Below are 22818 nucleotides of genomic sequence, written 5' to 3' on the forward strand. Positions count from 1 at the left end.
AGGGCGGCACGGAAGCCGGGCCGCCCGTACCGCCCGGCGTCGGTCAGAGGCCGTAGCGGCTCTTCAGATGGCGCCAGAAGTCACGCAGCATCCACTTGTCGAACTCGGTGATCTGCGCGGCGCTGCCCGCCTTCATCAGGAAGCAGCACTGGCCGGTCGGCGACCAGTCGTAGAAGTCGTCGAGGCCGAAGGTGTGGCCGACCTCGTGCAGGTAGATGTGGATGTTCTCCTGGTTCAGGGCGCCGGTGAAGTACTCCTGGCCCATGCGCTGGCCCCAGTCGCCGCCCGCGCCGCCGCCGAAGCCCTTGGTCAGCCACAGCGACTGGTCGTAGTGGCGGGCGGCGCCGCCCGGGCACTTCGAGTAGTTGCCGTCCTGGTGGAAGAAGCGGCCGCAGTCCGGGGCGCACTGCGGGGCGCCGCCGCTGTCGAGGATGCCGGTGTAGATGTCGACGGAGTTGTCGGTCCACTGGAGGGTGGAGCGGTTCTTCACGGCCCAGCCGACGATGTTGACGGGGACGTTGGTGTACGGCCAGGCGTTGTGCCCCTTGCCGTTCTCGGTCATGGCCGTCATCCACTTGCCGAACTGCTTCTTCAGCGCGGCGTGGATCCGGTCGCGCAGGGCGGCGCTGACGGGGGCGTCGGACTCCCAGCGGACGCAGTAGTTGACGCTTCCCCGGTTGGCCATGACCTGGTCCCAGCCGTAGTTGCGGAAGCCGTACAGGTTCCCGTAGGTCGACTCGACGTGATTCCACACCTCGTTCAGGGGCTGGACGAGGTGCGCGGGCGGGTTCCACTCGTCGGCGGCCTGCGCCTTGCCGCTCGCCATGCCGGGGGTGGCGAACGCCGCCGCCAGGACGGCGAGCACGGTGAGCAGCCGTGCGAGGTGTCTGCGCATGGTGATCTCCCTCGTGTGGGGGGACGGGGTATCACCGTCAGGTCGTCACAGACCCCGCAGAGGTTGCCCGCGCGTCCGGTGCGGATGCCCAGGTAAGGACATTGCGGGCGCTTTATCGCATTACGTCGGCGATAATCGGAGCATGACTACGGCAACGTATGAACTACTGGCGGCGTCGTCAGATCACGCGGTCGCCGTGACCATCGCCTTCATCGGCGGGGCGATCATCGCCCTCGCACTGATCTGGTCCGTGCGCGTCGGGATGCGCGTCATGGACAAGGACACGCACCACCCCAGCCCCGAGGAGCAGCCGCACCTCCCGGACGGCGGGCCGGTCCATGAGATGCGGGAGATGCGGGAACCCGACGAGATGCCGGTCGTGACGCGCGACGGCGAGCGGCTCCTGCCCCATGAGCTGCACCACTCGAGCACCAGGACGGGCAAGGACCAGAAGCCCCGCCGCTGGCTGCCCGGATCCAGCGGGTCCTTCGGCGGCGGCGGCCTCGGACACACGTGAGGCCGTACGAACCCCGTAGGACCAGGGAGGCGACATGGCTGCCCGCCACCGGACGCGCTGGGCGACGGGCGGGGCGGCGCTGACGCTCGGCCTGGCCGCCGTGCTCACCGGCTGCGGCGGCGACAGCCCCGCGGACACCGCCCGCGAGGCGGAGTCGGCGGTCGGGTCGATCGCCTCGCAGGCCTCCGAGGCGGTGGAGTCGGCCACGGCGGAGGCCGGACGCCGGCTCGACGACATCCGGGGCGGCATCGACGTCAAGGGCGACGTGAAGGTCGGCACGCCCACCGTCGGCTCCGACAGCCGGGCCCGGGCCGAGGTCACCGTCGACAACACCGACGACTCGGCCAGGTCCTTCGCCGTCCAGGTCGATTTCACCGACGCCGAGGGCCGGCTGACCGACACGGTCATCGTCACGGTGGACCACGTGCAGGCGGGCGACTCCGCCACGGCCACCGCCCGCAGCACCCACGACCTGTCCGGCGAGGTCCGGGCCGAGGTGGCCCGGGCCGTGCGCTACTGACCGGCGCCGGCGTCCGCCACCGAGATGGCGATCTGCTCGCTCACGGCGCTCACCCCGTTCAGGGTGGCGACCGCCTGGAGACGGTTGGCGCCCGCCGGGAGCGCCGGGCCCGGGGTGCAGGCCCAGGTTCCGTCGGGGTCGGCGGTGGCCGCGCAGGCCTCCCGGTCGTCCTTGTCGCGGACGGTGATCCGGGCGCCCGGGTGTGCCGTACCGGCGATCCGCGGCCGGGCGTCCAGCGGCACACCGGACAACGGGCGGGTCAGCGTCGGCCCGGCCAGGCCCACGGTCACGGCGCACCGGCCGGCCTGCCGTACGCCCTGCGCGTCGGTGAGCCGCAGGACGCAGTCGCGCAGCCGCGTGCCGGGCACGGCGTCCGCGGGGACCGCGACCACGAAGGGGAACGTACGGCCCTGCCACGACTGCCCGGCCGCGCCGCCCGTGACGGTGTACGTTCCGCTGCGGCCGTCGGCGGCGACCCGGCCGAGGTAGCCGGGCGCGTCGAGCGGCGTGGCCGTCACGCGGGTGCCCCGGGGCGCCGTCAGCGTCAGCGTGGCGCCCGAGGCCGCCCCCTGGGAGCCCGCGACTCCGACGATGCCCTCCCGGCCGGGTGCGATGGTCGCGGCACCCCACAGCTCACCGTCCCGGGCCGCCGCCGGCGGGCCGGGCAACGCGAGCACCCCCGCGACGACGACCCCCGCGACGGCTGCTGTCTTGCTGGACCTGTTCATGGCGGGCGGGCTCCCTGTGCGGACGTCGACGGCACTCTGCCAGCGATTCTCGCCGGGGATTCCCGCAGGTGGCACGCGCTGCTGGGCCGTGCGGGTGGTGGGCCGCCCGAGGCTTGTGCCGTTGACATGGTGCTGTCCTAACGCCCGAGCCACACCGTCGTGTCCGGCCCGAGCCGGCCGTCCTCCAGGGGGGCGCTGCTCAGCAGCACCTCACCGGCGGGCAGCGGGACCGCCGTGCCGGACAGGTTCGTCACGCACCGCCAGCCCTCGCAGCGGTCGAACTGCAGGACACCGTCCGGGGCGTCCGCCGCCCAGGCCAGCTCCTCGCCGTCGAGCAGTTTGCGGCGCAGCCTGAGGGCCGTGCGGTACAGCTCCAGGGTGGAACCCTCGACGCCGTCCTGCGCCTCGACGGCGTAGGCGGCGAAGCCGGGCGGCTGCGGCAGCCAGGCACCGCCCGGCCCGAAGCCGTACGACGGTCCGGTCGTCGTCCACGGCAGCGGCACCCGGCAGCCGTCGCGGCCCTTGCGGACGTGGCCCGTCTGCTCCCAGATCGGATCCTGGAGCACCTCGGTGGGCAGGTCGGCGACCTCGGGCAGGCCGAGTTCCTCGCCCTGGTAGACGTACGCCGAGCCGGGCAGCGCCAGCATCAGCAGGGTGGCCGCCCGGGCCCGGCGCAGCCCGGCCGCCTCGTCGACGGCCGGGGCGTGACCGCCGGAGAGCAGCCAGGCGTTCTCGTCGGTGCCGGGCGGGAGCATCAGCCGGGAGGCGTGGCGGACGACGTCGTGGTTGGACAGCACCCACGTGGCCGGGGCGCCTGCCGCCCGGGCGGTGGCGAGGGAGTCGGTGATGACCTGCCGCAGCTCGGCCGCGTCCCAACCGGCTTCCAGATACTCGAAGTTGAAGGCCTGGCCGAGCTCGTCCGGACGGGCGTACAGCGCGCGGCGGGCGCCGGGCACCCACGCCTCGGCGACGGCCGTGCGGGGCGGGCGGTAGGCGTCCAGGATCTTGCGCCAGTCGCGGTAGATCTCGTGCACGTCGTCGCGGTCGTAGAACGGGTGCGTGCCGGGCGGCATGCCGGTGAGGGCCTCCTCGCGACTCAGCTCGGGCGCGCCGAGGTCGCGCAGCGGTTCACTCAGGTCCTTGACGAGGGCGTGGGCGACGTCGACCCGGAAGCCGTCGACCCCGCGGTCGGACCAGAAGCGCAGGGTGGTGCGGTAGTCGGCGCGGACCTCCTGGTTCTCCCAGTTGAGGTCGGGCTGCTCGGGGGCGAACAGGTGCAGGTACCACTGGCCGTCGGACACCCGTTTCCACGCGCTGCCGCCGAAGACGGACTGCCAGTCGGTGGGCGGGAGTTCGCCGTGCTCGCCGCGGCCGTCGCGGAAGACGTACCGGTCGCGGGCCGCATGGCCGGGCCCGGAGCGCAGGGCCTCCTGGAACCAGACGTGCTGGTCCGAGGAGTGGTTGGGCACGATGTCGACGATGACCTTCAGACCGAGCCGGTGGGCCTCGGCGACCAGGGCGTCGAAGTCGTCGAGGGTGCCCAGGCGCGGGTCGACGCCGCGGGGGTCGGCGACGTCGTAGCCGCCGTCGGCGAGCTCGGACGGGTAGAACGGGCTCAGCCACAGGGCGTCCACGCCCAGGGCGGCGAGGTGGGTGAGACGGCGGGTGATGCCGCGCAGGTCACCGAGGCCGTCACCGTCGGCGTCGGCGAAGCTGCGGGGATAGACCTGGTAGACGACGGCCTGGCGCCACCAGTCGGGGTCCCGGGACGACAGGTCGAGGGTGGAGCGATCGGTCACGCGGCCTCCTTTGCAGGGCATGCGGGGGACAGCATTGAATCTGTCCAGAATGCCGGAAAAAGGAACCATCGCATCGATCGGAGTGATCCATTCCCGCTGTGATGAAAGTGTGATGGCCGAGTAACTCCCATTGCATACCCGCAGGTTGACAGCCTGCTGCGGCACGGCCACGATGGGGACGCACTGAGGCACATGTGACCAATGAGCCCAGTGTTTCTCAGACCACTCACCCCCCGGTGCGGCCCCGGCAGCCGTGCGCCGCGCGCTGCCCGCATGCCGCCACCCGAGTCCGGCACACGCCAAGAAACGGGATACCCATGTCCATAGCGAGACGTGTCACCGCACGCCGCCTGCTGGGGACGGGCGCCGCGGCCCTCGCCCTCTGCGCCGCCTCCGCCACCACCGCGTTCGCCACCGGTACGCCCGGTGGTGACGGCTGGTCGTCCGGCGGCACCTACAAGCCCGGGACCGGCGCGGGCACGGAGACCGGGACCGACCGCTGCCAGTTCTCGCTCGACGGCGCGAACTTCTTCGACTCGGTGAAGGTCGACGACCAGAACCTGAAGCCGACCGAGGACGGCAAGGTCCACATCAAGGTCCGCGCGGCCGGCGACGCGACGACGTGCACGGCTTCCCTGGCCTCCTACCTCGCGCACGGCGCGACGTTCGCGACCTCCGGCGAGCAGGTGTTCGTCGACTTCGACACGGTGACGGTCAAGCCGGGCGGCACCGACTCGCTCGACATCGCCATCCCGGACAAGGACTGCTTCGGACAGATCGACCTCTACCGGGGCGCGGTGAAGTTCGACGGCGAGCTCGACGCCAAGGACGGCTTCGAGCACGGCGAGCTGCCCAAGGGTCCCGACCGCCCGGTCATCAAGGACAAGCTGATCGCGGCCTGGAACGGCGGCACGAAGGACTGCACGCAGACCCCGCCGCCGGCGGAAGAGGAGCCGCCTGCCTCCACCCCGCCCGCGAGCCCTTCGGAACCGGCCGAGGAGACGACGCCGCCCGCGTCCCCGTCGAAGCCCGCCGAGCCCTCGTCGCCGTCGCCGTCGACGGACACCGGCACGCCCACCCCGTCCACCTCCGAGTCGACGACACCCCCGGCCCCCAAGCCGAACGGCGGCGGCGGAGACCTCGCCGAAACCGGCGCCAACAGCAGCACGGGCCCGATCGCCATCGGCGCGGCGGCGCTCCTGGCAGGCGGCGCGGCAATCGTCCTCACGACCCGCCGCCGCGCAGCAAAGCGCAACGCCGCTTAGCCGCCGGCAGCGCGGCGCACCCCGTAGCGCCGAGTTGCGCACGTCCCCGCCCTGACGGTGTCCCACCAGGGCCCGTCAGGGCGCCCTCGATCCGAGCGCTACACCGTCTCCAGGTACAGGTTCACGTACCGCTCCACGTCCACATCCAACGCCACCTCCACCAGCGGCTGTTCACGCAAGCCCTCGTGAATCTCGGACTCTCCGGGCCGTGGCCGGCGATCGACGATCGTCTGGCCGCGCGCGGGCCCCGGCGCCAGGACGACCTCGACCGGAAGGTGCTCGGTGGTCAGTCCCTTCGGATCGACGACCGCGCAGACCGCCCCCGCGTCGCCGAGGCCGCCCATGGGCGTGGGATCTCCGGAGGTGGCCGGGTCCCGGTGAGCGAGCAGTTCACCGGCCATCCGCAGACTGGGCTCCGCGCTCGCCCGCAGCCGCCGCACCTCTCCCGCGGGCACCAGGACCTTCTTGAACACGTCCAGCCCGTACATCGTGATCGGCACCCCTGCGGTGAGCAGGACCGCGGCCGCCTCCGGGTCGTGCCACACGTTGAACTCCGCGACCGGCGTGGCGTTCCCGGTCGCCACCGCACCGCCCATGAACACGATCCGCTCGATGTTGCGGGTCACCTCGGGGTACGTCCGCAGCAGCAGCGCGATGTTCGTCAGGGGCGCCATGGGAATGAGCGTGACCGGCCTCGGCGAGGCGAGGATCTCACGGCGCAGCAGCGTCACCGCGTCCACGTCGACCGGCACGCGGGTCGGTGCGGGCAGCCCCAGATCCCCCATCCCGTCCTGCCCGTGCACATGCCGCGCCGTCCGCAGGGGTTCGATCAGCGGACGCTCGGCGCCCCGGGCGACGGGAATGTCACCGGCGCCGGCCACCTCCAGCACGGTCAGGGTGTTCCGGACCACGCCGTCCACGTCCGTGTTCCCGGCCACGCAGGTGATCGCCCGCACGTCGAGCGCCGGGTGCCGTACGGCGAACAGCAGGGCGAGGGCGTCGTCGACGCCGGTGTCGCAGTCGATGATCACCGGAATACGCTGACCGTCCGTCACGGCGGTGGCTCCTTCCACTGTTCCCGCGCTGGGCTCCGAACCGGGCTCCGCACGAGCGACCTTACGGCCTGCTGCGACTCCGCATCCGGGACGGGCCCCCGCCGGACGGACGGGGGCCCGCGAACCCGCTCCTACGCCGCGTCCCACAGGTCGGTACCGCGGGCCGCCACCCGGTCCGCGATACGCCGCAGGAACGCGGCGGCCGGCAGCGCGTCCAGCCGTCGCCCGTCCCGCAGGCGCGGTGCCACCTGGTCCGCTTCGGCCTCCCGGCCGCCGATCACCGCCTGGTAGGGCGCCAGTCGGGCGGCGCGGATGCGGGCGGCGAGGGTGCCCTGGTCCGGGCCGGAGACCTCGGCGCGCAGGCCGAGTTCACGGGCGCGGCGCACGAGTTCGTGGGCGTGGCCCGCCTGTTCGTCCCCCACCGGGAGCACCACCAGCTGCACCGGGGCCAGCCAGGGCGGGAAGGCCCCGCCGTGGGCCTCGACGAGGTGGGCGACCGCGCGCTCCACACTGCCGATGACGCTGCGGTGCACCATGACCGGGCGGTGCTTCGCCCCGTCGGCGCCGACGTAGTGCAGGTCGAAGCGTTCGGGCTGGTGGAAGTCGATCTGGACGGTGGAGAGGGTGGCCTCCCGCCCGGCGGGGTCGGCGATCTGCACGTCGATCTTCGGGCCGTAGAAGGCCGCCTCGCCCTCGGCGGCCTCGTAGGGGATGCCGGAGCCGTCCAGGACTTCGCGCAGCAGGGCGGTGGCCCGCCGCCACAGGTCCGGGTCCGCCACGTACTTGCCGCCCTCGCCGGGGAGGGAGAGACGGTGGCGGACCGCGCGGATGCCCAGGTCCGCGTAGGTACGGCCGATCAGCTCCAGCGCGGCACGCGCCTCCTCGACGGCCTGCTCCAGGGTGCAGAAGATGTGCGCGTCGTTGAGGGCGATGGCCCGTACCCGGGTCAGGCCGCCGAGGACACCGGACAGCTCCGAGCGGTACATCCCGCCCAACTCGGCCATCCGTAGGGGGAGTTCGCGGTAGCTGTGCGAGCGGGAGCGGTAGATCAGGGCGTGGTGGGGGCACAGGCTCGGGCGCAGCAGGACCTGTTCCGAGCCGAGGTCCATCGGCGGGAACATGTCCTCGCTGTAGTGGTCCCAGTGCCCGGAGATCTCGTACAGCTCACGTTTGCCGAGGACGGGCGAGTACACGTGCCGGTAGCCGGCCCGCTGTTCCGCCTCGCGGATGTAGTCCTCCAGGGTGTGCCGCACGATCGCGCCGTCGGGCAGCCAGTACGGCAGCCCCGCGCCCATCAGCGGGTCGGTGTCGAAGAGGTTCAGTTCACGGCCGAGCCGTCGGTGGTCGTGCATGGTGGGCTCCTCGGGTCTGAGGCGAGCTCCCCCGGCTCTCGGCTCCGCTCGAGCCGGGTGGTACCCCCACCGCGACGAAGCCCCGGGGCACTCGCCCCGGGGCTTCGGACATCTGCGTCAGCTGTCAGCGCGCCGGGACACTCTCCGGCGTCGTCGTGAGAGACGGGAACGGCTGGGCGCGCTTCATGGACGTGACCGTAACAGGAGGGAGGCATGCGGCACGACGGCTTTTTCTCGCCGGCGCCCTCAGCGCGTACGCCTCCCTCACCCGAACAGCCCGTCGCACTGGTGTGCCGCCCGTCGCGGTGGTGCCGTAAGAGCACGTACCCGATCTCGGAGCGCCCGTCCCGTCACGAGGCACCTCCATGAACTCCCCGCAGGAGGCCCTCCGATGCCCCACCCTCCGGCCGGCCGACGCGGCTCAGGTGCCCGCGCCCTCCTCGCCTCCGCGCTGTCCGTGACCGCCCTGCTGGCCACGGCCGCCTGTTCCCTCCAGGACGAGCCGCGGCCCCGCTGGTTCTCCGCCTCCGCCACCCCCACCGGCGCGTCACCCGCCGGCGAGCGGCCCGCGAGCTCCGGGGCCGGCCTCACCGAGGCTCAGGCGCAGGCGGCGCTGATCACCGCGGCCGATCTGGGCGAGCCGTGGGGGCCGACGCGGGGTGCCGGCACCTGGCGGGACCGGCTGCTCAAGGCGACCACGGAGGGCCCCGACTGCCAGCGGCTGCTCGACGCCCTCTACACGGAGGAACTCTTCGGCCCCCCGGCAGGCCCGCAGGCGACGATCGCGCTCGACTACGCCGACACCGACGCCCAGTTGCGCTACCACGTCGCCGCCCATCCCCCGGCGGACGTCGACCGCACCCTGGCCTGGCTGAAGTCGCTGCCGGAGAAGTGCGGCGAGTTCACGGCCGCGACCACGCGCGGCGGTGTCCAGGCCGTCCAGGTCAGCGACATGCCGCTGCCGCCGGTGGGGGACGCCCGGCAGGCCCTGCGGGTCACCCTGGCCGGCGAGACGGAGGAGGGGGAGTTGACGTACCTCACGATGGACCTCGCGGCCGTGCGGGTCGGAGAGGAGGCGATCACGCTCACCAACGCCGGCCTCGGCGAGGTGTACGAGGAGGTCACGCGGCAGACCGCGGAACTCGGGGCACAACGCCTGTCGGAGATCAGGAAGCAGGGCCGGGCGGAGATCTGAGGGACACCGGCAGAGCGTCTCGGGCTCGGTACGCTCCGCCGCACCGTCCGGGTCTTGGTACAGCTCCGCCGCACCGGCCGGGTCTCGATACCGCTCCCACGCCGCCGACCGGGTCTCGACAACGCCCCCACCACCGGCCGGATCTCGACACCGACCCCACCACCAACCGGGCCTCGACACCGACCCCACCACCAGCCGAGCCCCCTCACGCCTCACCACCAACCGAGCCTCGACCCCGCCCCCACGCCACCGGCCAGGTCTCAGTACCGGTCGAAATGCCTGCGGTGGGCGATCACATCACGTGCCACGTCGAGGGCCGTGCAGCCGCGTGCGAAGGCGTCTGCCCGCAGCCGCGCGAGCGCGTCGTCGGCGCTGACGGCGAGCTGCGCCATGATCATGCCGACGGCCTGGTAGACCTCGTCGTGGTCCGCGGCCAGCCCGCTCAGCCAGGGTTCCTTGTCCCGCGGCTCGGCCTCGGTCTCGCGGGGCAGTGCCATCAGCGCCACCGTCATGACACCGGCCACGAGCCGGGCCACGTGCAGCTGGCGGTCGGTGAGCCCGCCGGGCCTGTCCCGGTACAGGTCGAGGGTGCCCACGCACACCGCGTCGCTGCCCAGCGGCATCGCGTACACCGCCCGCACCCCGGCCTGCGTCGCCTGCTGGGCGAAGACCGGCCAGCGGCCCGCGTCACGGCCGGTCGTCAGATCGCAGGCGAGCACCGGCGCCCCCTCCTCCAACACGCTCTGGCAGGGGCCGTCGCCCAGCGTCGCCTGGATCTGCGCCAGGTGCGCGGCGTGCGCGCTGCTGGCGCTCAGCTGGACGGGCATGCCCTCACTGCGCAGCGACACACTCGCGCCGACCACCGGCAGCAGCTCGACCGCCACCTCGCACAGCCGGCCCGGGGCCGCTCCGGGCTCGACGCCGCGCACGCCTTTGGCGATCACGTCGGCGGCCCGGATCCCGTCCAGGTCCAGGTCACCGCCCCCGGTGCGGCGGGGACCGGGATCGCCGCCGGGGGCGCCTCGGGGATCGTCCCTGGGCCGCACGGCCACCGCCTCCTTCGATCACCCGCCTGCACATCGACGCTCTTTCCGGGCCGGCCACTCGGCGGCGGGGCGGCCGGTGCGCCCCCACCCGGGCCGGCCGGTGTGCGGCGGCTTCCGAGCCCTCCCGGAATCGTGCCCCGACTACCCGTCGCGGGTGGGGCGAAACCCGTGCGCCGGGCCGTCGCCGCGGCGTGGTCCTCAGCGCTTCTCGTACGGGTTGTCCGGCTGCCGTACCCGCCGTACGGAGGTGGCGTCGAGGACCGGCGGCCAGGCGGCGGCCGAGCCCGGCTCGCCCTCCGGGTGCCAGGTGCCGGTGACCGTGACCCAGGTGTCGACGGGCAGGGCGGCGGCGCCGCGCACCTCGGCCTTGGCGGTGGTCGCGTCGGCGGCGCAGCAGGAGACGAGGAGACGGGTGACGTACCAGGTGCCGTCGGCGTCGCGGGTGACGAAGCCGGTGAGCCGGACCGTGCGTCCCTTCAGGGAACGGCCGCTGTCGTAGACCGCCCGGGAGCCGAACTCCCCGAGGGTGAGGTCGAGCGGGTTCCCCGTCGGCAGCGTCGGGAAGGTTCCGACGCCCCGGGCCGCACGCTGGGCGGCCTCACGCTCCGCGCTGTAGGAGCCGAGGGCGGGCGGCGGGAAGAGCAGCAGGGCCAGGGCGGGGAGAGTGAGGAACCAGGCGACACGGGGGCCGGCGGGGCCGTGGGTGTGGTCGGGATGGGAGTGATGGTCCTCCTGCTCCCCCGCCGTCCGCACCAGCACCGCCACCACCACCGCGAGCAGCACCAGTACCACCCCCGACACCACCAGATACGGCCGCAGCCCGATCTGCACGTACCGCAGATACAGGTCGCTGAAGAGCGAGACCCGCAGGATCGCCGCGCCGACGAGGGCGAGCAGTACGGCCGGTCCGTAGCGCCTCACAGCAGCCACCACCCCACCAGGACGCTGCTCGCGACGGCCACCAGCCAGGTCACGGAGGAGAACCGCAGCGCGAAGGACCTGCCGAACGTGCCCGTCTGGAGCGCGATCAGCTTCAGATCGACCATCGGCCCGACCACCATGAACGCCAGCCGCGCGGTGGGCGAGAAGCCGCTCAGCGACGCCGCCACGAACGCGTCGGCCTCACTGCACACGCACAGCACGACCGCCAGTACGGCCAGGAGCAGCACCGACAGCCAGGCGGACCCGGTGAACACCTCCAGCAGCGACCTCGGTACGACGATGTCGAAGGTCGCCGCGGTCGCCGCGCCGAGCACGAGGAAACCGCCCGCGTGCAGGAAGTCGTGCTGGAGGCCGGAGACGAAGGCACGCGGCCCGCCGCCCGGCTCGTGCGCGGTGTTCCGCTTCGGCGGCCGCAGCCACTCCTCCCGCCCGAACCGCGCCCACAGCCACCCCATCACCACGGCCGTGGCGAGCGAGGCGGCCAGCCGGCCGAGGACCATCTCCGGCTGCCCCGGGAAGGCGACGGAGGTCGCCACCAGGACGACGGGGTTGATCGCGGGCGCGGACAGCAGGAAGGCGAGGGCGGCCGCCGGGGCGACACCCCGCCGCATCAGGCTGCCCGCCACCGGCACGGACGCGCACTCGCAGCCAGGCAGGACGACCCCTGCCGCGCCCGCGACCGGCACGGCGAGCGCCGTACGGCGAGGCAGGAGCCGGGTGAAGACCCGCTCGGGCACGAACGCGCCGATCGCCGCCGACACGACCGTGCCCAGCAGCAGGAAGGGGACGCCCTGGACGGTGATCGCGGTGAACACCGTCCACCAGGCCGCGACCGGCGGGGTGTAGAGATCGAGCGCCAGCATGGGGCCGAGCACCGACACCACCGTCCCGATGGCGATCAGCGCGGCGCCGCCGAGGGCGGCGTACACGAGGGCCCGCAGGCCCAGCCGTATGCCGTCGGCCACCGTCCGTTGGTTCTGCACGCTCCCCCATCGCCCCGGTCGTTCACATCCCGGGGAGGAGGCTAACCCGCACGGCTGTGCGAGGCCCCTGTTTCCTCAGAGAGGAGGCTGTGCGGGCGCGGGCCCGAGGGTGGTGGTGCCGGGGGCCGTACGGTGCCCGAGACCCGTCCGGTAGGCGTCCAGGGCCGCCTCCACCCGCCCGGTCCGGCGCAGCAGGTCGCCCAGCAGGCGGCACAGGTCGGCCAGGTCGCCGGCCGCGCCCGCCCGCTCCAGCAGGCTCAGGGCGCGGACGTAGTGCTCCTCGGCGTCCTCGGTGCGGCGGGCATCCTCGGCGATGATGCCGAGGAGGCGGTGCGCCGCGCCGGAGTGGACGGCGCCACGCTCGGGGGACAGGTCGTCGAGGACTCCGTGCAGCAGGGCCGCCGCCTCGTCGGACTTGCCGCGCCGGTGCAGCACGTCGGCCAGTTCGACGGCGACCTGGCTGCTGTAGAGGGCGGCACGCTTGGCCGACAGCATGCCGAGGGCCTCCCTTAACTCGCCCTCGGCACGGTCCAGTTGGCCTTCCTGGGCGTAGACGTAGCCGCGCATCCAGTGGCAGTTGGCGAGTTCGGTACGGATCTGGAGGCCCCGGTACAGCTCGGCCGCCTTGGCCAGCGAGGCGTCGGCCTCGGCGAGACGGCCCTCGGCGACCAGGGTGCGGGCGACCGACCGGTGCATGCGCGCGACCAGGGCCGGATCGCCGGACCGCGGGGCGAGTGCCAGGGCGAACTCGGCGGCCTGGGCGGCGCGGGCGTGCGCACCCATGTCCATGTACGGCCCGATGACGCTGGCGTAGAGCAGCAGCAGGGCGTCCGGGTCGTGCAGCCCACCGCGATTCAGCTCGTCAAGGGTGGTCTCCAGCAGGTAGACGGCGTACCGGAGTTCACCGGCGAGGTAGTGCGCGACGGCCCGGCCACGCAACGCCGGGACCCGGGCGGGCAGGGGTGCGTCGGCGAGGCAGGCCTCGGCCCGCTCGAAGTACTGCCGGCCCGCCACGAGCTCGCCCGTCTCCAGGGCACACTCGCCGAGCCCGAGCAGCGCGGCGGCCTGTTCCCCGCCCAGCTCGTGCGTCTCGGCCTCGACGAGCAGCTCGGCGTACTGCTCCGCCGCCCCCTCCGCCTCCCCGACGGCGAAGGTGCGCTGGGCCTCGGTCAGCCGCAGCCGCAGCTCGGTCACGAGCCGCGCCGAACGCCCGGTGGCGAGTTCGTCGAAGGCGACACCGAGCCGCCCGGCGAGATGCCGCAGGGCGTCGTCCGAGGGCCGCACCCGGCCCGACTCCAGGGTGGAGACATAGGCGGGGGTGTACACAGGTTCCGCCAACTGCCGCTGTGTCAGCCCGCGTTCGACACGTAACCGCTGCACCCGGCGCCCGATGGTCCCCGGATCGTCACGCTCCCCCACGCCAACTCCCCTGTCCCACTTGCCGTCCGGCTCGGACAGCCCCTAGGTTAAACCGAGAGTTAAGCGTGGTTAATACGCTGCTGTCGTAGTCGCCGCCCCAGTTGCGAGGTCGCCGTGCTCCAACGCACACGCTCCGCCGAGCGGTACGCCAGAGGCTTCGCCGCCGCCGTCGTCGCCGTCGCGACCCTGGTGCTGGCGGCGAACGCGGGGCCGGCGAGAGCCGAAGAGCCCCGGCAGGGCCCGCCGACCGTCGCGGACACCCGCTGAGGCGACGGTCCCGCCGCGTCCCGACTGCCGGTTCCCACCAGCGTCTTGATTCCCGGTTCCCCTGTGTCAGTGGAGTGCTCTAGCCTGCGCAGGCTGATCACTTCTTCCTGCTGATCACTTTCGTTCCGGGGGGTTCGAAAAACCGTGCACAGACGCACTCTCTCGGCCGCGACGGCGCTCGCGGTCCTTTTCGGCTCGGTCACGCTCGTCACGGCAGCCGCCGGGTCGGCGGCTGCCGACTCCAGCGCGCTCCTGCCCCTGAAGTCGACCGGCGACATGGTCGTCGACGGGGTCCACCACCGCGTCTTCATCAGCGATCCGACGGCCGGTCAGGTCGTCGTCACCGACTACGCGGGCACGGTCGTCGGCACCGTGGGCTCGCTGCCCGGCGTCCACGGCCTGGAGCTGTCGCCCGACTCGGGCACCCTGTACGCGGCCGTGCACGACGCGACCGCGGTCGTCGCGATCGACACGGCGACGGCGACCGAGGTCCGCCGCTGGTCCACGGGCCAGGGCGCCGGCCCGGCGTACGTGGCCCTGGCGGGCGGCAAGCTGTGGTTCAGCTACGGCGACTCCGGCGACGGCAACATAGGCTCGCTCGACCCGAACGCCACCGACCCGGGCGTCACCCTGGGCCAGGACACCGGACGGACCTTCTACGAGGCCCCGATCCTGGACGCCTCCGCGGGCGCCCCGGGCACGCTCGCCGCGGGCGCGCCGGGCCAGAGCCCGATCGAACTCGCCGTGTACGACGTCTCCTCCGGCACGGCGAGCCGTACGGCCTACGCCTTCGACCCGGGCAACACCGGCGGCGGCAACCTCCAGGACCTCGCGGTCACCCCGGACGGCAAGGACGTCGTCACGGCCAGCGGCGCCCCGTACTACCAGGCCGTCTACAAGCTCACGGACCTGTCCGCGGACGGCAAGTACGTCACCAACACCTACCCGAACGCGGTGGACATCGCCCCGAACGGCGACGTCGCGGCGGGCACGTTCTCCTGGTACGACCCGGACGTCCATGTCTTCGAGCCGGGCACCTCGATACCGCTGAAGCAGTACGACTTCCCCAACACCGGCACCAGCACCGGTGCCGACACCCTGGCCCCGGCGGGCCTGGCCTGGGCACCCGACGAGAGCAAGCTGTTCGCGATCTCGAAGAACGACAGCAACGTCTACTCGCTGCGCGTCCTCGGCACCCCGGCCAAGACGTCGAGCACCCTCACGGCGAGCGTCCCCGCCACGGCCACCCGTGCCAAGTCCCTCACCCTCACCGGCACGCTGTCCTCGTCGGCGGCGTTCCCGGCGGGCACGAAGGTCTCCGTCACCCGCACCGACGACGAGTCGCCGTCCGGCAAGCCGCTCGGCACGGCGACGGTCGCCGCCGGCGGCTCGTACTCCTTCACGGACACCCCGCCGGCGGGTGGCAAGGTGACCTACACGGTCACGTACGCGGGAGACGCCGACCACGCGGGGGCCACGGCCACGGGCTCGACGACCGTGGCGAAGACGGCGACCACGCTGACGCTGAACAACAACGGCAAGGTGTACGACTACGGCCGTGACGTCACCTTCACCGCCCACCTCGGCACGACGTACAAGAACCGCACGGTCGAGATCTGGGCCGACCCGTACGGCTCCGACAAGCCGAACGCGCTGGTGAAGAAGGGCACGGTGAACTCGGCCGGCGACCTCTCGGCGACGATCCACCTGACCCGTGACACGAAGGTCAGCGCGAAGTTCAAGGGCGACACGCGCTACGCCGCGAAGACGGTCACCAACTCGGCCTACACCAGGGTCAAGATCTCGACGTCCCTGAGCGGCTACTACAAGTCGGCGACCGCCTGGAAGCAGAAGTACTTCTACTTCCGCAAGTCCAAGGACCCGGTCCACAACACGACGATGTCGATGTACCCGGGCCGCAAGCACAAGCTCCAGGTCCAGCGTTACGCCGACGGCGCGTGGCGCACCACGACCGCGGAGTACTTCGCCCTCGACCGCCACGGCAAGGACACGATCACGCTCGACGGCACGCCGCCCGTCGGTCCGCGTTTCCGGATCCGCTCGTCCTACATCGACCCCATGTCGGGCGACGACGTCAACACGACGACGTACGGCCGGTGGAAGTACTTCGTGTTCACGCGCTGACGTACGTCACGAAGGCGGCGCAGGCCTCCGGAGGCAAGGAATTCAATGAGTGAATTCCAGGGGTGGATTCAGTCAGCGTGAATCCCGCGGGCGCGAGCATGACGCCAGCCGAAGTAACAAACCCCGACCGCTCCACCGGCGGCGCCGACCGCACACGCCGCCGTCGCCCACGCGGCCATGTCCTGCGTGATCCACAACAGGCTCACCACGACCAGCGCTATGGAGAACAGCAGGCGTTCTCCATAGCCCGGGCCGCGACGGCCGGTCAGTCCCCGGTCGCCATGCACTTGCACGTCACGCCCTTCCTCCCGATGTCGCGGTACCCCGCCTTCACGGTCGGGCATTCCCTTGCTTCGTATGTCCACGAAGTACGTCCCCGCATCACCAGGAGGTGATTCAATCGGGCAAAACTTCCCTCAACGCCTCGTCAAGGCTTTTCGCCACCTCCGCGTCGCCCGGCCGGCTTCCGCCCGGCCCTTGCGGCGGGCCGTACAGGGCGTCGAGTTCGGTGGTGAGGGTGTGGGTCACCGCTCCGTACAGAGGTGTGCGGGGGCGGTGTACCGCCGCACGCAGGGCGGGGCGCAGGATGTCGCGGAAGTAGCTGGTGCCGTCGGCCATCCGGTCGGGCGGTATGCGGCCCGTGCCCTCGCCGGTGGGGGACGCCGAGGGCCCTTCGGCGTACGCGCGGGCATGCCGGCAGCCGGGGGCGGTGCCGGCCTCCTGGTAGGCCGAGGTGCGGGTAGCGGCGAACCCGGCGCGCAGCAGGCAGCGTTCGCTGTCGGGGTCGGTGAGGAACGCGATCAGTTCGGCCGCCTTCGCGGCGCGCTGCTCGGACGTGGAGGACGTGACGGCGAGGTTCTGGCCGCCGAGCACGGACTTGCCGGGCAGCCGGGCCACCCCGAGCTTGTCCCCGAAGGTCTCGTGCAGAGCCGGGTAGACGTACGGCCAGTGCCGCAGGAAGGTCGTGCGGCCCTCGGCGAAGGCGCTGAGCGACTCGGCCTCGCGGGACTCGGAGGTCCCGTCGAGGGTGTACGGCGACGCCGTGCGCAGCCGCAGTTCGCTCACCCCCGCCGCCAACTGCTCCCCGGTCGCGACGTACTCGCCGTCGTCGTCGGTGAGCCGGAAGCCCGGCACGGCCGAGGCGAAGGCCTCGATCGCGTTGACGGTACGGCCCTCATAGGCGGCGAGCTGGGTGGTCCAGACCGCCTCGTGGTCCTTGATCCCGGCTCTGTCGAGGGGGACGAGCAGTTCCCGCAGTTCGTCCCAGGTGACGTCGTCGCCGAGGTCGGTCCGGGAGGCACTCGCCTTCACCAGGTGGTCCTTGCGGTAGTACAGCAGGCCCGCGTCGCTGTTGAAGGGGACCGCGTATCGCTTGCCCTCCCAGTACGACGTGCTGTCCACGGACTTGATGAGGTCCTCGGGGTCCTCGACGGCCGAGTCGCTCAGCGGGCGGATCAGGTCGGCCTCGGCGAACTCCGGGATCCAGGTCACGTCCAGGTTCACCACGTCGTACTCGGCGCTGCCGGACTGGAGGGCGCCGAGCAGCTGGCTGCGCTGCTGGTCGGCGGAGCCGGGCAGCTCCACCAGGCGGGCCCGGTAGCCGTGCTCGCCCTCCTGGGCGTTCCAGGCGTCGATGAGCTGCTGGCGGATGCCGTTCTTGCCGGTGACGTCCTGGCCGCTGGCCACCACGATCCGGCGGGAGGGGTCGGCGCCCGGCGGCTGCTCCTTCACCTCACGGCCGGTGCAGGCCGCGAGCGACAGCAGCGACAGCAGGGACAGCGCGGCGGCCGTCAGGCGTCGGGCCATCATTCCTCCCCCGTTCCGGTGCGGGCGACCTCGTCGCGCAGGCTGGGCACGAGGTCGTCCCCGGCGTCCAGGCAGCGGCCCCGGCCGGCCTCCGCGATCTGCGTGCCGGGGCGGTCCCGGTCGCAGGCCCCGCTGTTCAGGGTCACCATGGCCACGGGCACGCCGGCGGTCCGGGCCCGCTCGACCACCCGCTTGAGTGCGTCGCCGGTCAGACGGTTGTCGTCCTCGCCGTCGGTGAGGTACACGATCAGCTGCGGCCGCTCGTCGCCGGCGCCGCGCTCCCGCATGAACGCCAGGGCGTCCCGCAGGGCGGCGGACGGGTCGGCTTCCGCGTCCCGCACCCGGGCGGCGTCCAGGGCCCGCTCGGCCTCCCGGCGGGCGTGCGTGCCGAAGGGCAGGAGGTCGCTGTGCGTGCCGCCCTTCAGACCGTGCACGGCCCACACCCCGTACTCGTCCTCGCCGCCGAGCCCGGTCAGGGTCTGCTTGAGGAGGCCGGGGCCGCCGCTGGGTCCGTCCCACAGACCGGCCATCGAGCCGGAACTGTCGAGGAGGAACAGGACCCGGCCGGGGCCGTGCGCGTTGCCGTAGCGCTCCAGCGCCTTGTCCATCTCCGCCGGGTCGGCGGAGCCCGCCGGCCGGACCTCGTCGGTCAGCCCCTCGCGGGCCGACTTCGCATCGAGCAGGCGTCGCTCGCCGTCCGCGGACCTGAAGCCCTGCTCGCCGAGCACCCGCAGGCCCTCGTCGCCGGTCAGCCAGGAGCGGAAGCGTTCCACCTCGGTGTCCCGCGCGTCGGCGTCCCGCTCGGCGTCCTCCCAGCGCACCCGCACGAATGTCGGCTCCAGACCGGGGACGTCGTCGGGGTAGACGGCGGAGCGTGGCGCGCGCGTGACCGGGTGGCAGCCGACGCCGCTGCGCAGCAGGAACTCCGGGACCAGGGCGGCGCTGCGGTCGTCCACGGCGTCGGCGTCGGGCAGCGTGCACAGCAGCCTGGCGGCGGAGGGCTCGGGCCGGCCGGACCGCGCGAGGAGCCGCTCCGCGCGGCGCGCGTCGGCTCCGCCGCCGTACAGGCCCGCCGTCGCCAGCAGCGCCGCGTCGGCGAACTCCGGGTCGGGGCGGTGCACTTCGGCCTTTCCGGACGCCTGTTCGAGGCCGGTGACCAGCTGCGACAGCGACTGCCCGGTGGGTTTGACGGCGTCGTCCAGGCCCTCCGGGACGGCCAGGACGACCGGCGAGTACACGAACGGCCCGGTGTCCGGGTACAGCCGGGCGAAGACGCGGTCCTCCTGGTCCGCGGTGACCCGGCGGACGTCCGCGCGGGTGCCGGGGATCCACACGTCCGGCTGCGGGCCGATGTCCCGCTGCGGGTTGTCGTCGTCGCGCGGCTGCTGCCAGGCGTCGGTCCGCTTGCCCAGCGCGGTCACCACACTGGCGGCACCGGCGCTGTAGACGGTGACGCCGCTGCGCCGGCAGCCGTCCTCCGTGGTGTTGGCGTCCGAGGCGACGTAGGCGTCCGCGGCCGCCTTCATCGCCTGCTCCAGATCGGGGTCGGCGAGGAGACGCAGCTCCAGTGCCGGGCCGCAGGGGCCGGAGTCGCCGGTCAGGACCAGGACGCCGTAGCCGCCGGCGCCGGTGGCGAGCACCGCCAGCACTACCGCCAGGCCGGTGCGGCCGAGCCGGCTGACGGCTTTCCGGGCGCGGGCGAGTATGCGAGCGAGCCAGGGGGGCGGCGGAGGCGGCGGAGGCGGCTGGGGCGTGGGCACCGGGCCCGCCGCCAGCAGCACGTCCGCTTCCGAGTCCCAGGGGGGAGCCAGCGCCTGCGGCCGCTGCGAGTCGTCGTCCTCCGCCTTGTACTTCGCCTCGGCCATCCGCTGCTTCACCGTGATGTACAGCTCGGAGAGCCACACTTCCCCGCCCTCGTCGAGGACGTGCACGAGTTCCCGGGTGAACGGCGTCGGGACGTCGGCGTCGCCGCCCAGGGTGCAGTGGTTGGGCTGCACGCTCATCAGCAGCAGGACCTTGTGCTTCTTCCGCTTCGGATCGTCGAAGCGGTGCCAGATTCCCGCGGCGTTGCCCGCGTAGCAGCAGTCGAGGATCACCACCACCTGTTCGGCGCGGCTCTCGACGAGCTCGCCCAGCACCTCGCTGAAACTCACCGAGCCGGGCAGCCCGTCACCCGTGAGCACCCGGGCGGTACGCATCTGGAGGTGCAGCTCGTTGCCGGAGGTGGAGGTGACGGCGTGCCCGGCGAAGTAGAGCAGCAGCAGCCCCTTGGCCTCCCGGCAGGCGCGGCGCAGTGCCCCTGTGAATTCGTCGGGCGTCGGCGAGGCCAGAGCCCTCACCTCGTGCACGCCGAACACGGCGCTCCGGTGCAGCGCGTCCTCGAGTGTCGTCCGGTTGTGCCGCACGGCGGGGAGCTGGCCGGTGACGCCCTGGGGATCCGGTGCCGTGTGGTCGTACTCGGACACACCGACCAGCAGCGCCCGGTTCACTTCGCCGCGCGGGTCGAAGCGGCTCACCCGCCTACTCCCCGTCGGTGTCCACCGGGCGGATCTGTGGCTCGGGATCGCCGCCCTGGAGCCTGCGGCGGTTGCTCGTCCAAGCCTTCACCGCGCGTGCGGTGTACTCGGTCAGTGCCGCGAGCGTGACAACGTCACCGAGCAGTTTGAGGACGAGTTCGAGGTCGGGCCCCAGCCGCCCCTTGGTCCCGTCCGTGCTGGTCTGCGCCTCGATGCTCAGCTTCTTCTCGGCCAGCAGTTCCGCGAGCGGCTCTTCCCGCTCCAGCCACGTCTTCAGGGCTCTGACATCGTCCACGGTCCCGCCGGCGCCCAGCCGGACACGTACGCCTAAGACAGCCACTTCGTCCCCCTCTGTCATCCCGACATCATGACACCGGGTCAGGCCTCGGCGGCAGACCTGTGACACGAACTGCGAAAGCGATTGCACGCCCCCTTCACGCCAGGCGTACACGGCGCACGCGTGTTCAGGGTTGGGTCTGCAACTGCCGCAGCTGCCGCTGCACATGATCGAGCGCCCCCTCGCGCCGCCCGGGGACCCGGCCCCGCAACTCCGCGAGCGCCGCGCCCAGTTCACGGGCCCGCGCGGTGTCGCGGATCTGGCCCCACTGGTGGTGGGCCCGGTCCACGGCGGCCTCGACGGCGGGCGCGTCCGGCGCCTGCCCGGCGTTCAGGCGGACGGTGGCCACCGTCAGCCAGGTGTGGCAGCTGCGGCCCGCGTCCCCGGCGAACATCGCCAGGTCGGCCCGGACCTCGGCCCAGTGCAGGGCCTCCTCGGAAGCCGGTCCGTGCGCGGCGACGGCGGCCTGCTCGTGCCGGGCGGCGAGCGCGTCGGCGTCGGAGTGGCGGCCGGACTGGACGGCGGCGGTGATGGCGGCGTGCGGATCACCGGCCGACGGGCCCGGCGTGCTCAGCACGATGTCCGTGCCCGCGCTCTCCGGTGCGATCCGGGCCAGCGCCTGCTGGTGCAGCTGCTCCACCGGCGGCCGGAACCCGCTGCGCAGGATCGTCGCGACGGCCTTCATGTACGCCGGTGCCGCGACCGTGCGTCTGGACGGCGACGGCGCGATACGGCCGTACACGGCGTTGCCGCGGCCCGAGTCCAGCGGGGTGCCGCGCAGCAGCTCCCAGGTCTCGGCATCCGCGTGCAGGTCGAGCAGGAGGGTCGTCGCGCCGGCCGGCCTCAGCCGCAGTTCGTCCCGGAACCAGTGCCAGGGGAAGGCCGTGTAGCGGGCCGTGGACGCGGTGGTGCGGGCCAGCGCCAGGTGGGGCAGGCGCTGGCGGCGGTCGAGCTGGAGCTGGCCGGTTACGTACACGGTGAGCGGGCCGGGGGCCGCCGCGGCGGCGCGGAGCCGGGTGAGGACGGCCTGCGGCTCCAGCGGGTCGGCGAGTTCGACGACGTTCGCGGTGTCCGTCCCGGCCAGCACGCCGGGCGGTACGGCGGCGAGGACGGGGAGTACGGACGCGGCGTCCACCAGGCGCCCCTTGCCCACCGGCGAGGCCGCCAGCAGCAGCACGGTTCCGGGCATCTCGTCCCTCCCCCTGTCGATCACGTACGGCAGCACCGTAACCGCTGCGGCTGCAAAGGTGGGCCTCAGGACCGTAAACGTCCGCCTTAGGGGTCTTCGCCCCCCTCCTCGGCGACGGTCCGGCGGCGTACGGCGAGGACGGTGGTGTCCTCGGCCGGGCGCCCGCCGTGGTGCCGCGGCGTGCCGTCCCTTCCCAGCGAAACACGGGGCCGCCCGGGCCGCATCCGGCCTGGGCGGCGTCCTGCGTTCCGCCGACTTGCCAGCGGGTCCCCACCGGTGTGCCCTGGTAGGCGGGGGCAGGGAGAGAGGAGAGCTCTCATGGCTCATGCGGCACCCGCCTCACGCAAGGTGACCACGCGACGCCGTACACCCGACGTCTTCAGCCCGCGCACCCACGCGATGGCGAAGATCGCGCTACCCGTCGTCCTCGGGCTCGTCTACGGCTACTGGGCCGCGGCCAACCGGCGCGACGCCGGGCCCATCACGGGCTGGAACCTGCTGTTCGGCTTCCTCACGGCTCTCGTCTTCGCCGTGCTGTTCGTCGCCGTGCGGGAAGTGGCCCCGCGGCTGCGGCGCGAACTGCACGCGCTGCTCTGGTTCGCCTTCACCGGCTGCGCGATCGGCTTCCTCTACAGCCAGACCGGCGAGTCCGTGCTGCGCTCCACCGGGCTGGGGGTGGCGGTCGGGGCGGGCGTCCTCGTGACGCTGTTCTACCGCTACTACACACACGAGGACGCCTCCGGCCGGCGCGTCGACTGACTCACTACCAGTACGACACGTTCGGCCCGGCATCGGGGGCCGAACGGAGTCACCCCGGTCGCGGGCCGGGCCCCCGGCGCCTT

At 72.9% G+C, this 22818-nt stretch carries 19 protein-coding genes and 1 pseudogene; 7 read left to right on the forward strand and 13 right to left on the reverse strand.

The features are described from left to right. Positions 1-43: 43 nt before the first annotated feature. Positions 44-895 carry a hypothetical protein gene (locus ACZ6TU_RS07120; protein WP_467679176.1) on the reverse strand — a complete coding sequence of 284 codons (852 nt, stop codon included), beginning with the start codon at positions 893-895 and terminating at the stop codon, positions 44-46. A gap of 142 nt (positions 896-1037) precedes the next feature. On the opposite strand from ACZ6TU_RS07120, the gene ACZ6TU_RS07125 reads away from it, so the two are divergent. Continuing rightward, positions 1038-1412 (forward strand): DUF6479 family protein, encoded by a 375-nt coding sequence (locus tag ACZ6TU_RS07125; RefSeq protein ID WP_467679178.1) that lies wholly within the window; start codon positions 1038-1040, stop codon positions 1410-1412. Positions 1413-1446: 34 nt separating this feature from the next. Continuing rightward, positions 1447-1932, forward strand: a complete 486-nt coding sequence (locus tag ACZ6TU_RS07130; protein WP_467679180.1) for a hypothetical protein — start codon at positions 1447-1449, stop codon at positions 1930-1932. Here ACZ6TU_RS07130 and ACZ6TU_RS07135 read toward each other — a convergent pair. Further along, complete coding sequence (locus ACZ6TU_RS07135) at positions 1926-2660, reverse strand: Ig-like domain-containing protein (protein ID WP_469547231.1); 735 nt, start codon at positions 2658-2660, stop codon at positions 1926-1928. The two genes, ACZ6TU_RS07130 and ACZ6TU_RS07135, sit on opposite strands and share 7 nt — an antisense overlap. Positions 2661-2797: 137 nt before the next feature. Next, on the reverse strand, positions 2798-4459 hold the full coding sequence (locus ACZ6TU_RS07140) for a glycoside hydrolase family 13 protein (protein WP_467679184.1): 1662 nt from the start codon (positions 4457-4459) through the stop codon (positions 2798-2800). Between the two features lie 317 nt (positions 4460-4776). Here ACZ6TU_RS07140 and ACZ6TU_RS07145 point away from each other — a divergent pair, with 317 nt between their 5' ends. Continuing rightward, complete coding sequence (locus tag ACZ6TU_RS07145) at positions 4777-5724, forward strand: LAETG motif-containing sortase-dependent surface protein (RefSeq protein WP_467679186.1); 948 nt, start codon at positions 4777-4779, stop codon at positions 5722-5724. Positions 5725-5822: 98 nt separating this feature from the next. Here ACZ6TU_RS07145 and ACZ6TU_RS07150 read toward each other — a convergent pair whose 3' ends face one another. Together ACZ6TU_RS07150 and thrS are read right to left on the reverse strand one after the other, a co-directional pair. Next, a complete protein-coding gene (locus ACZ6TU_RS07150) occupies positions 5823-6779 on the reverse strand; it encodes a nucleoside hydrolase (protein WP_467679188.1) in 957 nt (318 codons plus the stop codon). A 131-nt stretch (positions 6780-6910) separates the two neighbouring features. After that, positions 6911-8146: pseudogene (thrS, locus tag ACZ6TU_RS07155) on the reverse strand (threonine--tRNA ligase); the annotation flags it as partial. A gap of 376 nt (positions 8147-8522) precedes the next feature. Here thrS and ACZ6TU_RS07160 point away from each other — a divergent pair. Next, positions 8523-9326 (forward strand): hypothetical protein, encoded by an 804-nt coding sequence (locus ACZ6TU_RS07160; RefSeq protein WP_469547234.1) that lies wholly within the window; start codon positions 8523-8525, stop codon positions 9324-9326. Positions 9327-9586: 260 nt separating this feature from the next. Here ACZ6TU_RS07160 and ACZ6TU_RS07165 read toward each other — a convergent pair whose 3' ends face one another. From ACZ6TU_RS07165 to ACZ6TU_RS07180, 4 genes are all read right to left on the reverse strand, one after another. Continuing rightward, positions 9587-10378: a GAF and ANTAR domain-containing protein gene (locus tag ACZ6TU_RS07165; protein WP_469547236.1), complete on the reverse strand. Its 792-nt coding sequence runs from the start codon at positions 10376-10378 to the stop codon at positions 9587-9589. A 192-nt stretch (positions 10379-10570) separates the two neighbouring features. After that, the gene (locus ACZ6TU_RS07170) at positions 10571-11293 is read right to left on the reverse strand and encodes a TIGR03943 family putative permease subunit (protein WP_469547380.1); all 723 of its coding nucleotides are present in this window, start codon (positions 11291-11293) and stop codon (positions 10571-10573) included. Then, positions 11290-12297: a permease gene (locus ACZ6TU_RS07175; protein WP_467679194.1), complete on the reverse strand. Its 1008-nt coding sequence runs from the start codon at positions 12295-12297 to the stop codon at positions 11290-11292. Before ACZ6TU_RS07175 ends, ACZ6TU_RS07170 begins: the two co-directional genes overlap by 4 nt. Before the next feature lie 75 nt (positions 12298-12372). Then, positions 12373-13716 carry a helix-turn-helix domain-containing protein gene (locus tag ACZ6TU_RS07180; protein WP_467679195.1) on the reverse strand — a complete coding sequence of 448 codons (1344 nt, stop codon included), beginning with the start codon at positions 13714-13716 and terminating at the stop codon, positions 12373-12375. 114 nt (positions 13717-13830) lie between these two features. Here ACZ6TU_RS07180 and ACZ6TU_RS07185 point away from each other — a divergent pair, with 114 nt between their 5' ends. Both ACZ6TU_RS07185 and ACZ6TU_RS07190 read left to right on the forward strand, forming a co-directional pair. Further along, positions 13831-13983 carry a hypothetical protein gene (locus tag ACZ6TU_RS07185; protein WP_467679197.1) on the forward strand — a complete coding sequence of 51 codons (153 nt, stop codon included), beginning with the start codon at positions 13831-13833 and terminating at the stop codon, positions 13981-13983. Between the two features lie 144 nt (positions 13984-14127). Further along, entirely contained in the window at positions 14128-16128 is a 2001-nt protein-coding gene (locus ACZ6TU_RS07190; RefSeq protein ID WP_469547239.1) for an Ig-like domain repeat protein, read from the forward strand. 396 nt (positions 16129-16524) lie between these two features. On the opposite strand, the gene ACZ6TU_RS07195 is transcribed toward ACZ6TU_RS07190, so the two are convergent. The 4 genes from ACZ6TU_RS07195 to ACZ6TU_RS07210 all read right to left on the reverse strand — a co-directional run bounded on the left by ACZ6TU_RS07195 (position 16525) and on the right by ACZ6TU_RS07210 (position 21976). Continuing rightward, on the reverse strand, positions 16525-17934 hold the full coding sequence (locus ACZ6TU_RS07195) for an extracellular solute-binding protein (RefSeq protein WP_467679201.1): 1410 nt from the start codon (positions 17932-17934) through the stop codon (positions 16525-16527). Then, the gene (locus ACZ6TU_RS07200) at positions 17934-20450 is read right to left on the reverse strand and encodes a caspase family protein (protein ID WP_469547241.1); all 2517 of its coding nucleotides are present in this window, start codon (positions 20448-20450) and stop codon (positions 17934-17936) included. Before ACZ6TU_RS07200 ends, ACZ6TU_RS07195 begins: the two co-directional genes overlap by 1 nt. A 4-nt stretch (positions 20451-20454) precedes the next feature. Next, positions 20455-20745: a hypothetical protein gene (locus ACZ6TU_RS07205; protein WP_467679205.1), complete on the reverse strand. Its 291-nt coding sequence runs from the start codon at positions 20743-20745 to the stop codon at positions 20455-20457. A gap of 169 nt (positions 20746-20914) precedes the next feature. Further along, the gene (locus ACZ6TU_RS07210; protein WP_467679207.1) at positions 20915-21976 is read right to left on the reverse strand and encodes a serine/threonine-protein kinase; all 1062 of its coding nucleotides are present in this window, start codon (positions 21974-21976) and stop codon (positions 20915-20917) included. Positions 21977-22294: 318 nt separating this feature from the next. On the opposite strand from ACZ6TU_RS07210, the gene ACZ6TU_RS07215 reads away from it, so the two are divergent. Further along, positions 22295-22735, forward strand: coding sequence for a hypothetical protein (locus ACZ6TU_RS07215; RefSeq protein ID WP_467679209.1), 441 nt, complete (start codon positions 22295-22297; stop codon positions 22733-22735). Positions 22736-22818: the final 83 nt, after the last annotated feature.

The organism is Streptomyces sp. NPDC052064 (genome assembly GCF_055585925.1).

What these genes read in the sequence shown, in the direction of transcription:
- ACZ6TU_RS07195 (WP_467679201.1), bottom strand. Translation starts at nt 17,934, where the DNA reads ATGGCCCGACGCCTGACGGCCGCCGCGCTGTCCCTGCTGTCGCTGCTG.
- ACZ6TU_RS07160 (WP_469547234.1), top strand. Translation starts at nt 8,523, where the DNA reads ATGCCCCACCCTCCGGCCGGCCGACGCGGCTCAGGTGCCCGCGCCCTC.
- ACZ6TU_RS07210 (WP_467679207.1), bottom strand. Translation starts at nt 21,976, where the DNA reads ATGCCCGGAACCGTGCTGCTGCTGGCGGCCTCGCCGGTGGGCAAGGGG.
- ACZ6TU_RS07135 (WP_469547231.1), bottom strand. Translation starts at nt 2,660, where the DNA reads ATGAACAGGTCCAGCAAGACAGCAGCCGTCGCGGGGGTCGTCGTCGCG.
- ACZ6TU_RS07215 (WP_467679209.1), top strand. Translation starts at nt 22,295, where the DNA reads ATGGCTCATGCGGCACCCGCCTCACGCAAGGTGACCACGCGACGCCGT.
- ACZ6TU_RS07120 (WP_467679176.1), bottom strand. Translation starts at nt 895, where the DNA reads ATGCGCAGACACCTCGCACGGCTGCTCACCGTGCTCGCCGTCCTGGCG.
- ACZ6TU_RS07130 (WP_467679180.1), top strand. Translation starts at nt 1,447, where the DNA reads ATGGCTGCCCGCCACCGGACGCGCTGGGCGACGGGCGGGGCGGCGCTG.
- ACZ6TU_RS07125 (WP_467679178.1), top strand. Translation starts at nt 1,038, where the DNA reads ATGACTACGGCAACGTATGAACTACTGGCGGCGTCGTCAGATCACGCG.
- ACZ6TU_RS07145 (WP_467679186.1), top strand. Translation starts at nt 4,777, where the DNA reads ATGTCCATAGCGAGACGTGTCACCGCACGCCGCCTGCTGGGGACGGGC.